The sequence below is a fragment of the Streptomyces sp. NPDC086777 genome (assembly GCF_040702065.1).
In the GTDB taxonomy this organism is placed as follows: domain Bacteria; phylum Actinomycetota; class Actinomycetes; order Streptomycetales; family Streptomycetaceae; genus Streptomyces.
This window is the reverse complement of sequence record NZ_JBFBJI010000006.1, coordinates 43,415-60,715: the sequence shown is the minus strand read 5'-3', so window position 1 is coordinate 60,715 and position 17,301 is coordinate 43,415. Positions and strand designations below refer to the sequence as shown.

The 17,301-nt window shown below is 72.4% G+C and carries 12 protein-coding genes; 6 read left to right on the top strand and 6 right to left on the bottom strand.

Annotation, left to right across the window (positions count from 1 at the left end; all coding sequences use genetic code 11):
• Positions 1-153: 153 nt before the first annotated feature.
• The 4 genes from AB0472_RS10775 to AB0472_RS10760 all read left to right on the top strand — a co-directional run bounded on the left by AB0472_RS10775 (position 154) and on the right by AB0472_RS10760 (position 3,942).
• Positions 154-870, top strand: a complete 717-nt coding sequence (locus tag AB0472_RS10775) for a hemolysin III family protein (protein WP_366355289.1) — start codon at positions 154-156, stop codon at positions 868-870.
• A gap of 127 nt (positions 871-997) precedes the next feature.
• On the top strand, positions 998-2,566 hold the full coding sequence (locus AB0472_RS10770) for an MFS transporter (RefSeq protein WP_366355287.1): 1,569 nt from the start codon (positions 998-1,000) through the stop codon (positions 2,564-2,566).
• Between the two features lie 5 nt (positions 2,567-2,571).
• Positions 2,572-3,186: a TetR family transcriptional regulator gene (locus AB0472_RS10765; RefSeq protein WP_366355285.1), complete on the top strand. Its 615-nt coding sequence runs from the start codon at positions 2,572-2,574 to the stop codon at positions 3,184-3,186.
• Positions 3,187-3,219: 33 nt separating this feature from the next.
• Positions 3,220-3,942 carry a Mut7-C RNAse domain-containing protein gene (locus AB0472_RS10760; RefSeq protein ID WP_366355284.1) on the top strand — a complete coding sequence of 241 codons (723 nt, stop codon included), beginning with the start codon at positions 3,220-3,222 and terminating at the stop codon, positions 3,940-3,942.
• 18 nt (positions 3,943-3,960) lie between these two features.
• On the opposite strand, the gene AB0472_RS10755 is transcribed toward AB0472_RS10760, so the two are convergent.
• The 6 genes from AB0472_RS10755 to AB0472_RS10730 form a co-directional block, all read right to left on the bottom strand.
• Positions 3,961-5,331 (bottom strand): UDP-glucose/GDP-mannose dehydrogenase family protein, encoded by a 1,371-nt coding sequence (locus AB0472_RS10755; RefSeq protein WP_366355282.1) that lies wholly within the window; start codon positions 5,329-5,331, stop codon positions 3,961-3,963.
• A gap of 123 nt (positions 5,332-5,454) precedes the next feature.
• The gene (locus tag AB0472_RS10750) at positions 5,455-6,891 is read right to left on the bottom strand and encodes a right-handed parallel beta-helix repeat-containing protein (protein ID WP_366355280.1); all 1,437 of its coding nucleotides are present in this window, start codon (positions 6,889-6,891) and stop codon (positions 5,455-5,457) included.
• Positions 6,888-8,840, bottom strand: a complete 1,953-nt coding sequence (locus tag AB0472_RS10745) for a right-handed parallel beta-helix repeat-containing protein (protein ID WP_366355279.1) — start codon at positions 8,838-8,840, stop codon at positions 6,888-6,890. The genes AB0472_RS10750 and AB0472_RS10745 overlap by 4 nt, the downstream gene beginning before the upstream one ends.
• A gap of 4 nt (positions 8,841-8,844) precedes the next feature.
• Entirely contained in the window at positions 8,845-10,140 is a 1,296-nt protein-coding gene (locus AB0472_RS10740) for a glycosyltransferase family 2 protein (RefSeq protein ID WP_366355277.1), read from the bottom strand.
• Between the two features lie 415 nt (positions 10,141-10,555).
• Complete coding sequence (locus AB0472_RS10735) at positions 10,556-12,595, bottom strand: thioredoxin domain-containing protein (protein ID WP_366355275.1); 2,040 nt, start codon at positions 12,593-12,595, stop codon at positions 10,556-10,558.
• A complete protein-coding gene (locus AB0472_RS10730) occupies positions 12,576-13,235 on the bottom strand; it encodes a helix-turn-helix domain-containing protein (RefSeq protein ID WP_366355274.1) in 660 nt (219 codons plus the stop codon). The genes AB0472_RS10735 and AB0472_RS10730 overlap by 20 nt, the downstream gene beginning before the upstream one ends.
• Positions 13,236-13,535: 300 nt before the next feature.
• Between AB0472_RS10730 and AB0472_RS10725 the strand changes: the two genes are divergently transcribed.
• The gene (locus AB0472_RS10725) at positions 13,536-13,940 is read left to right on the top strand and encodes a hypothetical protein (protein ID WP_366355272.1); all 405 of its coding nucleotides are present in this window, start codon (positions 13,536-13,538) and stop codon (positions 13,938-13,940) included.
• A gap of 154 nt (positions 13,941-14,094) precedes the next feature.
• Positions 14,095-17,295, top strand: a complete 3,201-nt coding sequence (locus tag AB0472_RS10720) for a tetratricopeptide repeat protein (RefSeq protein WP_366355270.1) — start codon at positions 14,095-14,097, stop codon at positions 17,293-17,295.
• Positions 17,296-17,301: the final 6 nt, after the last annotated feature.

Genomic DNA, 17,301 nt, shown 5'->3' with positions numbered 1-17,301 from the left:
TGCGTTTCTTTGCGTCCACATTGAGTTCGCCTCAAGGTCTTTTTGCTCACCGATGTGAGCGCAACCGAGGCTCCGTGAGACGATGGCCACTCTCCGCCGGTCATGGAGCGGGACTGATCCGTAACTTACGGTTCCGTAGGTACGATGCCCCTCATGACTGTGTCCGTCCCCGACGCGCCCTCGGAACCGCCGGCCGCCGGCCGCGGTCCCGCTGCGCTCTCCTCCCTGTCGCAACAGGTCAAGCCCAAACTGCGCGGCTGGCTGCATCTGGGCATGTTCCCGGCCGTGCTCGTGGCGGGTCTCGTCCTCACCGCCCTCGCCAACTCCCCGCGCGGCCGCGTGGCCTGCGGGATCTACGTCCTGACGGCGTGCCTGCTGTTCGGCGTCAGCGCGCTGTACCACCGGGGCAACTGGAGCCCGCGCATGGACGGCATCCTGCGCAGACTCGACCACGCCAACATCTTCCTGATCATCGCGGGCACGTACACCCCGCTGACCCTGCTGCTCCTGCCCGCCGCCAAAGGCCAGTGGCTGCTGTGGGGCATCTGGGCCGCGGCGGCCGCCGGCATCGTGTTCCGGGTGTTCTGGGTCGGCGCACCGCGCTGGCTGTACACGCCCTGCTACATAGCGATGGGCTGGGCGGCGGTCTTCTACCTGCCCGACTTCATGCGCACGGGCGGTATCGCGGTCCTGGTCCTGGTGATCGTCGGCGGCCTGCTGTACAGCGCGGGCGGCGTCATCTACGGCATCAAGCGCCCGAACCCGTCACCGCGGTACTTCGGCTTCCACGAGGTGTTCCACTCCTTGACGCTGGCCGCGTTCGTCGTGCACTACGTCGGCATCTCCCTGGTGGCCTACCAGCACGCGTAGTCCCACCGCCGCTCCTCGCAGTGGCCACGGCTCCCCGAGCCGTGGCCACTTTTTTCATACCCTCCCCCACAATACGACATCGGCTCGCCATTGACAGTAACTTGATTTTGAGAGCTACTCTCATTTCATGGCTACTGTCACTCATCTGGAAGAGACGCACCAGAACCCCCGCCGGTGGTGGGCACTCGGCGCCCTGGTCGCGAGCATGCTGGTGCTCGGCTTCGACACGACGATCCTCAACGTGGCGCTCCCCACGATGGCCGGGGAACTCGGCGCCACCACCAGCCAGCAGCAGTGGATGGCGGACGCGTACGTCATCGTCTTCGCGTCCCTGATGCTCCCCGCCGGACTCCTCGGCGACCGCTTCGGCCGCCGCCGAATGCTGGTCGCGGGTCTCCTGGTCTTCCTGGCCGGTTCGGTGATGGGCTCGCTGGCCGGCGACGTGAACTGGGTGATCGCCGCCCGCGCCGCCATGGGCATCGGCGCGGCGCTGGTGATGCCGCTGGCGATGTCCGTGCTGCCCTCGCTGTTCGGGCCCGCCGAACGCACCCGGGCCGTCGGCATCGTCTCGGCCGCCTCGGCGCTCGGGCTGCCGCTCGGCCCGATCATCGGCGGCTTCCTGCTCAACCACTTCTGGTGGGGCTCGGTCTTCCTGATCAACGTGCCGATGGCCGCCATCGGCGTCGCCGCCTGCGTCCTCCTGCTCCCCGAGACCCGCGACCCCGCCTCCCCCAAGGTCGACGCCCTGTCCACCGCGCTCACCGCGATCGGCCTCGGCGCCCTGGTCTACGCGATCATCGAGGCCCCCGACCGCGGCTGGGGCGACCCGCTGGTGCTCGCCCTGTTGGCGGTCGCCGCGGTCCTCGTCACCGCCCTGGTGCTGCGCGAACGCCGGGCGGCGCGCCCGATGCTCGACATGGGGCTGCTCACCCACCGCGGCTTCCTGCTCAACACCCTCGCGGCGACACTGGTGATGTTCGTGCTGTCCGGCCTGCTGTTCGTGCTCCCGCAGTACCTCCAGGCGGTCCTCGGCAACGACGCCTTCGGCACCGGCCTGCGTCTGCTGCCCATGATGGGCGGCCTGATCATCGCGGCGCGTGCCGCCCAGCCGGTCGTCGCCCGCTTCGGCGCCCGCGCCGTGGTCGCCGCCGGCCTGGTCGTGCTCGCCTTCGCCGCCCTGCTCGGCAGCCGCACCTCGGTCGGTGACGGCTACGGCTTCACCGCCCTGTGGCTCTCCGTCGCCGGCCTCGGCTTCGGCTTCTCGGTGGTCCCCTCCATGGACGGCGCGCTCGGCGCCCTGCCCGCGGACCGGGCCGGCAGCGGCTCCGGACTGCTGATGACCACGCGCCAGGTCGGCGGCGCCATCGGCATCGCCCTGCTCGGCAGCCTGCTCGCCGGTGCCTTCCGCGACCGCCTCGACGTCACCGGCCTGCCCGCCCCGCTCGGCCACACCGCGGGCGAGTCGGTGGTCGCGGCCCACCTGGTCGCCGGGAAGACGGGCTCCGCCCACCTCGCCGCCTCCGCGAACGCCTCCTACGTCCACGGCATGGGCCTGGTCCTGCTGGTGTGCGGGATCGCCGCGCTCGCCACCGCCCTGCTGGCCGCCGCGCTCCTGCCCAACACCCCCACCGAGCGCCGTACCGAGGGGAGCGAGGTCCCGGCCGTGGCCCCCACCACCGCCGATGCCGGACAATGACCGGCATGACGGCACCGCACACCTCCCCCCAGCCCGGCCTCCGCGAACGAAAGAAGATCAAGACCCGCGAGGCCATCCGCGCGGCCACCTACGCGCTGGTCGAGGAGCAGGGCTGGGACGCCACGACGATCGAGCAGATCGCCGAGCGTGCCGAGGTGTCGCCGTCGACCGTCTTCCGGTACTTCCCGACCAAGGAGGACATCGTCCTCACGGACGAGTTCGACCTGCTGATCATGGAGGAGCTCCGGTCACGGCCCGCCGACGAGCCGTGGCCGACGTCCCTCCGTTATGTGATGCACCGGGCGATCCGGCTGGGTGTCAAGGACGATCCGGTGGTCTCCCGGCTGCGCACCCGGCTGATGGTCGAGATCCCCTCGGTGCGCTCCCGGATGATGCAGAGCATGTCGTCCACCGGGCGCCTGCTCTGCCAGGCCATCGGGGAGCGTACCGGCCGCGACCCCGACAGCCTGGAGGTCCGGGTGTACGCGATGTCCTTCGTCGGCGGTCTGATGGAGGTCTCGATGTACTGGGCGGAGAACGAGCACGAGGGCGACTTCGAGGTCCTCGTCGACCGCGCCCTGGACGTCATCGAGTACGGCCTGCCCCCGGAAAACCACTGAGGTCACGGCCGGCACCCGTGCCATCCTGACCAGGTGAACGCTTCCGAGATCCAGGTCGAAGTCGCCCCCGAGCTGGCCCTGTTCGTCCCGCACGCCCGCCGCGTCGGCGTCCACCCCCTCGCCGTCGACGGCGTCTCGACCCTCGGCCACGTCATCGAGTCCCTGGGCGTCCCCCTGACCGAGGTGGGCACCCTGGTGGTGGACGGCCGGGAGGTCCCCGTGGCCCACGTCCCGGCGCACGGCGAGCGGGTGACCGTACGCCCGGTCGCCCGCCCCCAGCGCGTCCCCGGCGCCCCGCTCCGCTTCCTCCTCGACGTCCACCTCGGCACCCTCGCCCGCCGGCTCCGCCTGCTCGGCGTGGACACGGCGTACGAGTCGACGGACATCGGCGACCCGGCCCTCGCCGCCCGCTCGGCGGCCGAGAAGCGCGTCCTGCTCAGCCGCGACCGGGGCCTGCTGCGCCGCCGCGAACTCTGGGCGGGCGGCTACGTCTACAGCACCGGCCCCGACGACCAGCTCCGTGACGTCCTCGACCGGTTCGCCCCCGACCTGCGCCCCTGGACCCGCTGCACCGCCTGCAACGGCCTGCTGAAGGAGGCGACGAAGGACGAGGTCGCGGACCAGCTGAAGGGCGGGACGCAGAAGTCGTACGACGTCTTCGCGCAGTGTGTGGAGTGCGGCCGCGCGTACTGGAAGGGGGCGCACCACCAGCAGCTGGAGGCCATCGTGGCCCGCGCCCTCGCCGAGTTCTCCTGAACCTCCCCCGGCCCGGGATCAGTTGCGGCCCAGCGCCCGGTACTCCCAGCCGGCCGCGCGCCACCGGGCGGGGTCGAGGGCGTGCCGGCCGTCCACGACCCGGCGCCGGTTCACCACCGCGCCCATGGCCTCCGGGTCGATCTCCCGGAACTGCGTCCACTCGGTGAGCAGCACCACGACGTCGGCGCCCGTGGCGGCCTGCAGCGCGTCGGTCCCGTACGCCAGCTCGGGGTGGACGCGGCGGGCGTTGTCCATCGCCACCGGGTCGTAGACCGTCACCCGGGCGCCGGCCCGGTGCAGGGTGGCGGCGACGTCCAGCGCCGGGGCGTCGCGGATGTCGTCGGAGTCGGGCTTGAAGGCCGCCCCGAGCGCGGCCACCCTCGTGCCGGCGAGATCGCCGCCGACCAGCTCGCGGACCAGGTCCACGGTGCGGGCCCGGCGGCGCTGGTTGATCGCGTCCACCTCGCGCAGGAAGGCGACGGCCTGGGCGACGTCCAGTTCCTCGGCGCGGTGGATGAACGCCCTGATGTCCTTGGGCAGGCAGCCGCCGCCGAAGCCGAGACCCGGCTTCAGGAACCGGCCGCCGATCCGGTCGTCGTAGGCCAGCGCCTCGGCCAGCCGGTGCACGTCGGCGCCGGTGGCCTCGCAGACCTCCGCCATGGCGTTGATGTACGAGATCTTCGTGGCGAGGAAGGAGTTGGCGGCGACCTTGACCAGTTCGGCGGTCGGCAGGTCGGCGACCACCACCGGGGTGCCCTGGGCGATGACCGGGGCGAACGCGGCACGCAGCTGCGCCTCCGCCCACGCGGACTCGGTGCCGAACACCAGCCGGTCCGGGTGCAGGGTGTCCTCCACCGCGAAACCCTCCCGCAGGAACTCCGGGTTCCAGGCCAGCTCCACGGCGTCCCCGGCCGGTGCGGTGGCGCGGACCAGCTCCGCGAGCCGGGCCGCGGTGCCCACCGGCACCGTCGACTTCCCGACCACCAGGGCGCGGCGGTGCAGGTGCCGGGCCAGCTCGGTCACCGCGCCCTCCACGTGACTCAGGTCCGCGGCGTAGGAGCCGGACTGCTGCGGAGTGCCCACGCAGACGAAGTGGATGTCGCCGAACTCGGCGGCCTCGGCGAGGCTGGTGGTGAAGTGCAGCCGGCCGGATTCCTGGGCCTTGACCAGGAGTTCGGGCAGTCCTGGCTCGAAGAACGGCACCTGCCCGGCTCTGAGCAGCTCGATCTTGCGCGGGTCGACGTCGACGCCGAGCACCTCGTAGCCGAGCGCCGCCATGCACACGGCGTGCGTGGCACCGAGGTAGCCGGTGCCGATGACCGTGAGACGGGGCGCGCCCGCGCCGACGGTGGATCCGGTGCCGTGGGTGGTGACGGGAAGGGTGTCCATGATGCCTCCGAGGGGGTGTCCGAGCCGCATGCGCGCATGCCGAGGACGCGCGTGGCCGAGAAGCGGGTGAAGGAGCGGGAGCGGCGACCGCGGGGGCCCGGGTGCGGACCGGGCCCCCCGCCGTCAGGAGGAGCAGGCGACGTTGGCGAGGCCCTTCGCCGCGTCGGTGACCTTGTTGTCGCAGGTGACCTTGTTGTTCTCGACGGGCGCGAGGTGGAAGCCGTAGCCGGGGCCGTCCACCTGCGCGGTGTTGGCCCGGAACACGTTTCCGGTGCCCCAGCCGTCGAGGATCCGGTGGGTCTGGAAGCCGTCCTCGTTGGAGTGCCGGCCGACGTTGCCCGTGATCAGCCAGTCGTTGCCCTTGACGTCGACCCAGGAGTCGTCGTGCCCCCCGCTGAGACCGGCGCCGTCGAAGGTGTTGCCGATGAGGGAGCCCCCGGTGGTGCCCTCCTTGATGTCGACGGACTCCGCGGTGGTGTCGCCGACGTGGTTGCCGCGGATCACGTTGTCGTCGCTCTTGTCGGGCTTGCAGTCGGTGACGGTGCACCAGTTGGACTCCGCCGAACCGACGTAGATGCCCTCGCCGAACTGCTCCTTGCGCTTGCCCGTGGCGCGGACGGTGTTGTTCTCGACCACGTTGCCGGAGCTGAAGTCGCGCAGGTGGATGCCCTCGTCGCCGATGTTCTCGACGGTCAGGCCCTGGATGACGGTGCCCTGGACCCGGTCGGCCATGACCCCCTTCTGGCCGTTGCGCACGGTGAAGCCGATCAGCCGCCAGTGGCTGGCGCCGTCGAGGTGGAAGGCGTAGCCGCCGTCGACACCACCGGCGTCGATCACCGCGCCGGGACCGCCGCACAGGAAGATCGGACGGTCCGCCGTGCCGGGGGTGCCGGCGGTGAAGCGGTCCGCGTAGACCCCGTCCTGCATCTCGATGACGTCTCCGGGCCGGGCCTGGTCCAGGGCGTCCTTCAGGGACTTGGCGTCGCTGACGGTCACGGTGGCGGCCGGGCACTTCACCGGTCCGGAGGCGGCGACCGGTCCGGTCGCGGTGGGCGAGGCCGGTCCGCCGCCGGCCGCCGTGTCACCCGGTGCCGGACCGGCGTCCGTGGCGCCGGGGTCGCCGGGCTCGCCCGTGTCCCCGGCGTCCCCGGTGTCCTCGCCGGGTTCGGCGACCGGGATGGTGGGACCGGCGGTGGGGCCGGCGCCGTACACGACGGGCCGGTCGTCGCCGGCCGAGACACCCGCCACGATCAGCGCCACCACCGAGATCAGCAGGGCGGCCGAGGCCACCCAGAGCGGCGGCCCGCCCGCGAGCCAGATCCGGCGCGCCCGCGCCACGGCGGACTCGGCCGCCGCGGAACCACCGCCGCCCGGCACGCCGCCGACACCCGGCACGCTGACGCCGACCGGACCACCACCGTCACGCGGAACGCCATCGTCACGCGGAGCGCCACCGTCGCCCAGCACGCCGCTGTCACCCGGCACACTGCCGTCGGCGGGACCGCCGCCGCCCGGACCGCCGCCGTCGGGCGGCAGCGCAGGGGTGTCCTCCTCGCTCATTCGCTCATCACCGGCTCCCGGCGGCGGCCGGCCACGGCGATCTCGCTCGGCGGCGGGGCGGGCAGCGGCGCCTTGTCGGAGTAGGGGTGCACGATGTCCGCACCCGGCCCGGCCGCTCGCCGCCTGCGCCGGCCCATGGCGGCCGAGAACAGGATGAGGAGCAGCATGCCCGTCCACAGCAGGGTCATCGGGCTGGCGTAGTGCTTGACCCTGACCCAGAAGGAACTGGTGTCGTACCAGGCGAAGGTCTGGTTCTCCTTGATGTCGGCGCCGCCGTGCGACCGGCTGGAGTCCAGCGCGCTGGGTCCGACCCCGCCGATCACGTTGTAGGAGACCGTGGTGCCGTCCACGCCGCCGACCAGGCTGACCCCGTGGTTGGTGGCGTCCTGGACGGTGTTGCCGCGTATCTCGGCGGCCGAGTCGCGGACGTAGACGCCCGTCTGGGGCCCGTCGATGATGTTGCCGGTGACCGTGGCGTCGGTGACGCCGTCGCGGACCGAGATGCCCTGCCGGTTCTGGCCGCTGAGGCGGTTGCCGGTGATGGACACCTTGTCCGCCGCCAGGCGGGCCACGATGCCCATGTCGCCGCCCTCGATGCGGTTGTTCTGCACGCCGACGTCGAAGCCGCCCAGCACCTCGACGCCGTAGCGGCCGTTGTCCTTGGCCACGCTGTTGGCGACCGAGTTGGAGCCGTAGCTGTCGACGGCCTGCCCGGAGGCGGAGGGGCCGTCGGCGAGGGGCTTGCCGCTGAGGGTGTAGCCGTTGCCGCCGTTGCCCTCGGCGGTGGAGCCGCTGACCCGAACCTGCTGGGTGGCCCGGGAGAGGATGAAGCCGTCGCCGCCGTTGTCCTTGGCGACGGTGCGCTGCACGAGCGAGCTGGAGACGAACCGGTGCATGACCACCCCGTCCTCCAGGCTGTCCTCCACGGTCGTGTCGCTGATCTCGATCCCGGTGGCGCTGGAGATGAAGATCCCGAAGTCGTTGCCGGTGATGGTCGAGTGCGTGATCGACCCGGAGACGTAGGACATGCCGCCGGTCGAGAACCGGGCGTCGGGCGTGGTCAGTTCGCCCGAGGGCATGGCCGTGACGTCACCGCTGCCGGAGTCCCGGTCCTCCTGGTCGTTGCGGGCGTCGGCCCGTTCGCGCGCGGTCTTGCCGTGCACCTGCCCGGTGTCCTCCAGCGACCCGGTGTTCGGCCGGTCGGTGCCGGTGAGGCTGAGCCCGCCGGTACGGCCGCTCCAGAACCCGAGGTTCGCGAGCTTGGCGTGCGTCATCTCGAACTGCCCGCCGATGGTGCGGATATAGGCGCGGCCGTCCCTGACGTCGCTGTCGGCCTTGTTGGCCTGCGGGTCCCAGCTCGTGATGGTCAGCGGCGCCTGGGCGGTGCCCTGGAGGGCCAGTTCGCCGCCGAAGGAGACGATGGAGACGAAGCCGCTGCGGTTGCTGGCCATCCGCAGGGTGAGGCCCCCGGGGTTGGACAGCTTCAGCTTGGCGCCGACGTTGAGGTAGATGTTCTCGGTCAGCAGGTACGAGCCGTCCTTGCGCCGCACGAAGGTCTGCGGGGCGAGTTTCAGCAGGTCGGCGATGGTGTAGGCGTTGCTGCGCTGGGTGAGGACCAGGGTGTACCCGTTGTCGGTGTCCAGTCGGTAGGGCACGGTCCACTTGGCGCTCTGCAGGGGCGCCACCGAGCTGAACGCCCGTACCTGGTTGAGCCGGTGGTCCTCGTCGGCCACCAGCGCGGCCTCGGTCTCCGCGTCCTCGGCGGCCGGCTTCTGCTTCGTTGCGCCGTCGCCGTCGGCGTGGGCCGTGGCCGAGGCGCCCAGCAGGAGCGTCGCCGCCACCGCGAAGGCGCCCAACAGGGCCGCGGTGCCGGCACCGGCCCGGCGCAGCCGGGTGCCGGGGCCGGGTCTTCTCTTCGTCGTGGGGTGCGTCATGTGGGGGGTGGTCATGGCGTCAGATCACCTCGGGCTGGAGGGCGGTGTGGCTCTGGCCGCCGCCGGCGGATCCGGAGAGCGTGGCCGCGCTCTGGCCCTCGCCTCCGACACTGCTGCTGGTGCGGGTGAGCCAGCCCTGCTTGTTCATGGTGACGAATGCGTAGAGCTTGATCGGCAGCGAGATCATGATGACCACGAGGGCCGTCAGCGGCAGCAGGAGGATCTCCTGCGGGTGCCTGCGCAGGTGCGAGTAGCCGCGTACGGCGCGGCCCAGGAGCAGCCAGATCAGGGTGAGGACGATCCCGCGGCCGCTGAGGTCCAGCCGGCTCGTCAGCAGGTAGCCGAGGGCCATGCCCATGGTCACCGGGGTCAGCAGGATCTGCAGCACCGTGATCTTGGTGACCAGCGGGACCCGCCACAGCCAGCCCTTGTACAGCGCGGTCAGGTAGCACCGGTAGGAGTTGCGGCTCCACCGGACGCGCTGCTTCACGAAGGCCCGGAAGGACGACGGGAACATGGAGACGGCACGCGCCGAGGACTGGTGCACCGTCTTGTAGCCCGAGGCGAGCACCAGCCAGGTCAGCCGGCCGTCGTCGCCCGCCACGCACCGGCGGCCGAGGAAGAACTCGTTCTCCAGGTTCTCGAGCACCGGCAGGACCGCCGCGCGGCGGTAGGCGGCGGTACGGCCGGACAGACAGGCCACCGCACCGGCCCGGCCCATGGCCGGAACGTAGTCGTAGTAGCGGAGGTTGACCAGCCAGTCGGCGACACGACGCCAGACGCTGGTGGTGCGCTGGTAGACGTTCTGCTGGGTGCCCACGCCGCCGACCGCCGGGTCCTCGAACGGCATCTGCACGGCGTCGAGCAGCCCCGGTTCCCAGCGGGTGTCGGAGTCCACCAGGACGAGGAGCTCGCTGGTGGCGGCCCGTATGCCGACGCCCAGGGCGGAACGTTTCCCTCTGTGCTCGAAGGCGAGCACCCGGACCCGGGGGTCCTCCACCAGCGACAGCCGGTGCAGTACCTCGTGGTCCTCGACGTCAGGAACGATGATGATCTCGGCCGGATCCTGGGCGAGCCAGGTCTCCAGGCACTCCAGCAGGATCTCCGGGTCCTCCCGGTAGGCCGGGACCACCACGGAGACGCTGGTACGGAAGTCGTTGACGACCGGCTTGGCGAACCGCGAGAGCACCGCCCGGTACAACCACAGGGCCCAGACGAACAGTCCGGCCAGCCCCAGCGGCATCAGCTCTCGCCACGAAGTCTCCCCCACAGCCTCGACGATCCACGACCAGACCTGGTCGAAGAACTCGGACAATGTTGCGCTCTCCCCCCACATGACACGACTGCCACGGTCCGAAATACGACAGAACCGGGCACTGCTCCAGCGATGCTAGGGGCGCTCGAGTGAACAGCGATCACATAAAACACGAACTTCACTCACAGAGTCTTCACACTCGTGCGCCCCAACCGTGACGGCAGGTCACGCCTGTCACGGCACGGGGTGGATCCTATGGGGATGATGTGAAGAGCGTGAACTCGGTTGATAAATGGCATGTTTCGGCCGGACGGCCGGAAAGCGCGCCGCGTTGGAAGATGCGCCCGGGCTGGAGCGCGCCGAAGGGGCGCGGGGAACGGCGCGAGCACCCCCACGCCCCCACGCCCCCACGCCCCCACGCCCCCACGCCCCCACGCGGACAACGCATCACGGAGACGGGGGACTTCGGCGGACCTCAACCCCCCAGTGCCACCCGCAACCGCTCCGGCTCGACCGTCGGCGCATCACACGTGAAGTTGCGGCACACGTACGCGGCCGCCTCCCCACCGACGAGCGGCCGCCCCGCGAGCAGCGGGAACTCGTCGCTCTCCACCGTCCCCACGGCCACCACCGCGCCGGGCGCGGTGCCCAGCAGAGCCGTACGGTGCAGATCGGCCGTGCGGGGATCCGTCGCGTCCGGCCCGACGACCGCGACCTCGCGCGGACCGTCCAGCAGCGCCTCGGCGACGGCGAGCCCCCACCCGACGAAGCGCGGCACCCGCGGCCCGAGGGTCCTGACGATCCCCAACGCCCGCTCCGCCGCGATCCGGTGGGGTTCGGAACCGGTGTGCGCCGCGTAGCCGAGCAGCGCACCGGCGGCAGCGGTCCACCCGGAGGGCACGGCGTTGTCGGTCGGGTCCTGCGGCCGGCGGATCAACTGCTCGGCGTCGGCGGCGGTGTCGTACAGGGCACCGGACTTCGGGCTCTCCTGGTCGGTGAAGCGGACCAGCACATGGTCGAGGAGGAGGCCCGCGAACTCCAGCCAGACGCCCTCGCCGGTCACGGACGCGAGCGCGAGGAAGCCCTCGGCGACGTCGCCGTAGTCCTCCAGCACGCCCGCGTTGGCGCCGACCCTGCCGCCCCGGCTGGTGCGGGCGAGCCGGGCGCGGTCGTCGAGATGGAGCCGTACGAGGAGGTCGGCGGCGCCGACGGCGGCCTCGACCAGGTCGGGGCGGTCGAAGTAGGCGCCGGTCTCGGCGAGCGCGGCGACGGCGAGGCCGTTCCAGGCGGCGACGACCTTGTCGTCCCGGCCCGGGGCCGGGCGTCCGGCCCGTGCGGCCAGCAGCCGGCGCCGGACGGACTCGATCCGCCCGGCGTCGAACACCTCCTCCTGCTGCGGGAGTTGCAGCACGGACCGCCCCTCCTCGAAGGTGCCCTCCACGGTGACCCCGAAGTAGCGGGCGGCCAGGTCCGCGTCGTCCTCGCCCAGGACCTTGCGGAGCTCGGCGGGCGTCCACACGTAGTACGCGCCCTCGACGTGCCGCCCGCTCCCGTCGTCGCTGTCGGCGTCCAGCGCGGAGGCGAACCCGCCCTCGACGGTGCGCAGTTCACGGACCATGAAGTCGGCGGTCTCCAGCGCGACCCGGCGGGCCGACTCGGACCCGGTGGCCCGCCACAGGTGGGCGTAGACCCGGCAGAGCAGGGCGTTGTCGTACAGCATCTTCTCGAAGTGCGGCACGACCCAGTCACGGTCGACGGAGTAACGGGCGAACCCGCCACCGAGCTGGTCGTAGAGGCCGCCCCGGGCCATCCGCTCGCAGGTGTCCACGGCCATCTGCAGCGCGCCCTCGGAACCGGTCCGGGCGTGGTGCCGCAGCAGGAACTCGACGACCATGGACGGCGGGAACTTGGGCGCACCGCCGAATCCGCCGCGCTGCGGGTCGTACTCCCGGGTGAGGCCGAGCAGCGCCTGCGCCAGCTCCTGCTCGCCGGGCGGCCGCCCGCCCTGGTGCCCGAGCTCCCGCTGGGCGAGATCCCGGACGATCTTCCCGGCCACCTCGGCCACCTCGTCCCGCCGATCCGCCCACGCGGCCCGCACCCCCTCCAGCACCTGCCGGAACGAGGGCATGCCGTGCCGGGGCGCCGGCGGGAAGTACGTGCCGAAGTAGAACGGTTCGGCATCCGGCGTGAGAAACACCGTCATCGGCCAGCCCCCCTGCCCGGTGGCGGCCTGCACGGCCTCCATGTAGACGGCGTCGACGTCGGGACGCTCCTCACGATCGACCTTCACACTGACGAAGTGCTCGTTCATGAAGTCTGCGGTCGCCTGGTCCTCGAAGGACTCGTGAGCCATGACATGGCACCAGTGGCAGGAGCTGTACCCCACGCTCAGCAGTACGGGTCTGTTCGCGGTCCGCGCGGCCTCGAAGGCCTCGGCCGACCAGGGCCACCAGTCCACGGGGTTGTCGGCGTGCTGGAGGAGGTACGGGGACGTCTCATGGGCCAGTCGGTTCACCCTCCCACTCTCCCACGGGGTCGGGAGCCGCGTAGAAGCGCAGATTCACCCGGCGTGCCCCCTCGGGGACGGCGTCGTCGGGGTGGCTGTAGCGGTCGAGGAGTTCCCGGTAGGCGCGGACGAAGTCGTGGAGGTCGGTCTTCGTCATCCAGGTGCCGGTGCGCTGCACCTGGGCCCAGCCCTGCGGGCCGCGGTACTCCTCGTGGGCGCGGCGGAAGAGCCGGGTGTCGACCTCGATCTTCAGGAGGGCGAGGTGCTCGGCCGCCGCGTACTCCTCGGTCGTCATGGTGGCCGGGTCGGGTGTGGTGTGGCTGAAGGGCAGGCTCCGCCACCAGCGTTCCCGGCCGCCCGACTTCTCGGGGATCTCCTCGATGAGCTTCTGTTCGGCCAGTTTGCGCAGGTGGTAGCTGGTGGTGCCGGAACTCTCGCCGAGCTCGCGGGCGAGCACGGTGGAGTTGGCCTCGCCGTGCCGGCCGAGGTAGTCGAGGATCCGGCGGCGCAGGGGGTTGCCGAGGGACTTGTAGAGGGCGGTGCGTTCGAGGCTGGTCAGCTCGGCGGGCGCTCCGCCGCGGGCGGCGGGCTTCTCGGCGGGTGCGGCCGGCTCGGGTGGTCCGGCCGTCCGTGGCGTGCCGTCGGTCATGCGGCCACCGTATCCCCGAGCCCGCGGGGCCCGAGCGCGCCGGGAGCCCCCATCCCCCTGAGAACCCTGAGACATCCCCGGGTCTCCCTCAGCCGTCCCTGAGTCATCCCTGAGCCGCCCCCCATGTCTGCCGAATTTTCTTTGCAGAATTTCCTCTGCAGTCTACCGTGAGGGCAATGGCGGAGGAGCCGGACGGCCACGGACAAATTCACAGGTTCCACAGGCCCGGATCCGGAACAAGGCGAGGGGGATCAGATGTTCAACGGGGCGACGGTGGCGTTGACCCGAAGGACGAAGCGGATGAGGCGGCTGAAGCGGTGGGCACTGATCCTTCTCGGGTCGTCCGCCGTGCTGCTCGTGCCGTGGATGGTGGTGCTGGCGCTGACGCTGCCCACCAAGACCGAGGTGCACAACTGGGCGATCGCCTGGATCGGGCTGGACGTCCTGATGGCCGCGGGGTGCGCCGCGACCGCCGTCCTGGGGCTGCGGGGCGACGCCCGGGCCCGGCTCACCGCGTCGGCGACGGCGTCGGTCGCGGTGCTGGACGCGTGGTTCGACATAACGACGTCGGCGGTGGGCACCGAGTTGCTGGAGGCGCTGGCGAGCGCGGTGGCCGAGGCGGGGCTGGCGGCGGCCTGCGTGTACCTGGCCCTGTCCAAGGGGTGGGGCCGGGTGGCCGCCCAGCCCGAGCCGGCCACCCGGTAGCCGGGACCGGCGCCCGGTAGCCCGAGCCGGCCACCCGGTTGACCGCGACCATCACCGAACCCTCACCCACCCCCTGATCGCCGCCCCCTCGCCATCGCGACCCTCCGCAAGGACACTTGTGGACAAAGGAGTTGCCGGTGGAGGGGGACGGAACATGCGGGACGCCCATCGGGCGGAAGCCGACCGGCTGCTGGTACGGGCCGTGGAGGAGGAGGTCCGCCGTTCGGGCGGCCGCGTCGACGGACAGGTGCTGCTGTCCCGGGCGCGCGGCGGGCTGGCGGAGATGGAACGGACGGCCGCCGAGGAGTACGCGGCGTACACCCACGCCCTCGACGAGACGGAGGCCGACCGGCCGAGCTTCGGCCGGCGTTACGCCAAGGAGGGTTCCGGAACTCCCCTGCTGGTCGCGGCCGTCGCGGCGGTCGCGGCCACCGTCGCCGACCTCTCCCTGGGCACCGGGGCGGCCACGGCGCTCGGCGCGGGCGTGGCCGTCGGGGTGATCGGGGCGGCCGCCACGGTCGTCAAGGCCGCCGCCTCCCACCTGCCCGCGGCTCATCACCACGCCGGCGCGGCCGGCCAGCCCGGCGGCGCCGAGCAGCTGCGGCTGCAGTGGCTGACCGCGCTGGAGGTGCGGGGCATCCGGCCGTTCCTCGATCAGCAGCGGGTGCTCAGCGCCTCCACGGGGCCGAAGAGGCAGGGCCCGGGGCTGCGCGGCGCGGACAAGAGCGCGGCGGCCCGCAGGCGTACGGTGCTGCAGCAGTCCTTCGGTCAGCTCCCCGACGCGGACGGCCCGTTCACCGGCCGGCAGCAGGAGCTGGCCCGGATCCGGCAGTGGGCGCAGGCGGCCCGGGCGGCCACCGAGACCCGGCCGACCGTCGTCGTCCTGCAGGGGGAGCCCGGCTCCGGCCGTACCGCCCTCGCGGTCCGGGCCACCCAGGAGCTGAAGGACCTCTTCCGGGGTGCGGTCGTCGTGGATCTGCGCGGCGGCAGCCGGGAGGAACCGCCGCTGCCCACCCGGGACGCCCTCCTGCATCTGCTGAACCGGCTGGGCGCGCCGCGCGAGCAGTTGCTGTTCCGTGAGCGTTCCTCCGCCGATCAGCAGGTCAAGCGGCTGAGCGAGCTGTACCACCAGCACCTGACGGGGCTCCCGGTGACGATCGTGCTGGACGACGCCTCGGATCCGGAGCAGGTGCGCGCGCTGGTGCCGGAACGGTCCGACAGCCTGGTGCTGGTCACCGCCCAGGACCAGCTCGACCTGCCCGCCGACCTGTCGGCGTGGGTGCACCGGCTGCCGGTCACGGCGCTGGACGCGGCCGGTGCGGAGGAGTTGCTGGACGCGGCGGCCGAGGACGCGTCGGGGCCGTACGACGCGCAGTCCGCGGAACGGATCCGGGAGCTGTGCGGCGGGCTGCCGCTGGCGTTGCGGGTGGCGGGGTCGTCGCTGGGTTCGCGTTCGCCGCTCCAGCTGGCCACGGACCTGGGCGCGTACGGCCCGGTCGGGCCGGTGGAGCGGGTGCTGTGGCTGCGGTACACCGACCAACCGGAGACCGTTCGGCGGCTGCTGCGCAGGCTGGCGCTGGCGGGCCGGGCCTCGATGGGCGCGGCGGCCGCCGCCGCCCTGCTGGGCACCGACGAGGCCGAGGCCACCCGGCACCTGGTCACGCTCGCCCGGGCCGGCCTGATCGACCATGTCCGGGGCAGCCGCTACCGCCTGCACGACCTGGTCCGCTCGTTCGCCCAGGCCCGTCTCCTGGACGAGGAGTCCCCGGCCGACCGCACGGCCGCGCAGGAACGGCTGATCGTGAACTACGCGGAGCTGGCCGACTCGGTGCTGCGGCTGGTCGACGGCAACATGTCGACCCGCTCGGACCGGTTCAGCCCGCACGGCTTCACCTCGCTCGACGAGGCACTGCGCTGGCTGGACGACGAGTCGAGCTTCATCACGGCGGCGCTGCGGCACGCGGAGGGCGTCGACCAGGCGGCCGTGCAGAACCTGCTGGGCGCGCTGTGCGACTACTGCCTGCTGCGCGGCGACCTCTACCGGCTCGGTGAGATCAGCGAGCTCGCCCAGACCGTCGACCAGGGTCTCCTGGTGCGGTCGGTGCAGTGGCGTACCGGTATCGCGGCCCGTCAGCTGGGCGAGCTGGACAAGGCCCGCACCACTCTCACCTCCGTCGTCGACCTCTACCTGGAGGCGCATCACGACGCCGGCGCGGCCCGCGCGCTGTGCTCGCTCGGGATCACCCTGCACCACCAGGGCAACCTCGCCGAGGCGGCGGCCAAGCTCCAGGAGGCCCTGGACCTCCAGGCGGCCCCCGAGCTGGCCACCGACCGGGCGTGGACGATGCACGCGCTGGCGGCGGTGCAGCGCGACCGGGCCCGGTTGCCGGAGTCCCTCGACCTGCTCACCCGCTCGCTCGTCCTGCACCGGGAGGGTGGCTCGGTGCACGGCGAGGCCTGGGCGCACTTCCAGCTCGGCCAGCTGGCGCTGCGCATGGGAGACGTGCCGCGGGCGGAGCGGGAGCTGGGGGCCGCGCTGGACCGGTACGGCCGTACCCGGGACGCGCGGGGCGAGGCGTGGGCGCTGACCCAGCTGGCGCGGGCCCGGCTGGTGGGCGGCGACGCGTCCCCGGCGGTCGACGGACTGCGCGCGGCGGCGGCCCGGCACCGGGACAACGAGGACGCGCGCGGCGAGGCCTGGACGGTGTTCTACCTGGGCCTGGCCCTCGAGGAGACCGGCACCCTGGACCAGGCGGTCCGCGAGCTGGAGCGCTCGCGGTCGATGTTCTCCCGGATCCGGGACGTCTACGGCCTGGCCTGCGCCCGCCACCACTCGGCCCGGGTCACCCGGGACCAGCGGGCAGCCCAGACCGGCTCGCTGCGCAACTCGGGCTTCGCCCGCCAGCTCCTCGTCGACGCCCGCGCCGACTTCCAGCGCATCGGCGTGGTCCACGGCGAGGCCTGGACCTGCCTGGAGCTGGCCGTCGTCGACGCCGGCAACACCCGCACCCAGCAGGCCCTCACCCTGTGCGACGAGGCGGTCGCCCTGTTCACGTCGTACGGCGACCGGCGCGGCGAGGACTGGGCCCGCTTCCTGCGCTGCACCCTGCTGCCGTACGCCGCCCCCGGCGGCGTGGAGGTGGGCACCGCCGTCGCCCAGGAGGACCTCGCCCAGCTCGCCCGCGCCGCGCACCCGCTGCGCGACGGGAAGCTGGCCGAGTACGTCACGGCGTACGGCCTGCTGCTGGAACGCGGAGTGCAGCTGGAGGCGGGCTGGCAGGCCTGGCGTCTGGGCATGGTGCCGGGCCGGCACGCCCGTGAGGTGATGGGCGTGCCGGTACCGGCCGCGATCTGACGCCGG

Excerpts from the sequence above, each read along its gene's own strand:
- AB0472_RS10775 (WP_366355289.1), top strand. The coding sequence starts at position 154 with ATGACTGTGTCCGTCCCCGACGCGCCCTCGGAACCGCCGGCCGCCGGC.
- AB0472_RS10765 (WP_366355285.1), top strand. The coding sequence starts at position 2,572 with ATGACGGCACCGCACACCTCCCCCCAGCCCGGCCTCCGCGAACGAAAG.
- AB0472_RS10755 (WP_366355282.1), bottom strand. The coding sequence starts at position 5,331 with ATGGACACCCTTCCCGTCACCACCCACGGCACCGGATCCACCGTCGGC.
- AB0472_RS10770 (WP_366355287.1), top strand. The coding sequence starts at position 998 with ATGGCTACTGTCACTCATCTGGAAGAGACGCACCAGAACCCCCGCCGG.
- AB0472_RS10725 (WP_366355272.1), top strand. The coding sequence starts at position 13,536 with ATGAGGCGGCTGAAGCGGTGGGCACTGATCCTTCTCGGGTCGTCCGCC.
- AB0472_RS10730 (WP_366355274.1), bottom strand. The coding sequence starts at position 13,235 with ATGACCGACGGCACGCCACGGACGGCCGGACCACCCGAGCCGGCCGCA.
- AB0472_RS10720 (WP_366355270.1), top strand. The coding sequence starts at position 14,095 with ATGCGGGACGCCCATCGGGCGGAAGCCGACCGGCTGCTGGTACGGGCC.
- AB0472_RS10745 (WP_366355279.1), bottom strand. The coding sequence starts at position 8,840 with ATGACCACCCCCCACATGACGCACCCCACGACGAAGAGAAGACCCGGC.
- AB0472_RS10750 (WP_366355280.1), bottom strand. The coding sequence starts at position 6,891 with ATGAGCGAGGAGGACACCCCTGCGCTGCCGCCCGACGGCGGCGGTCCG.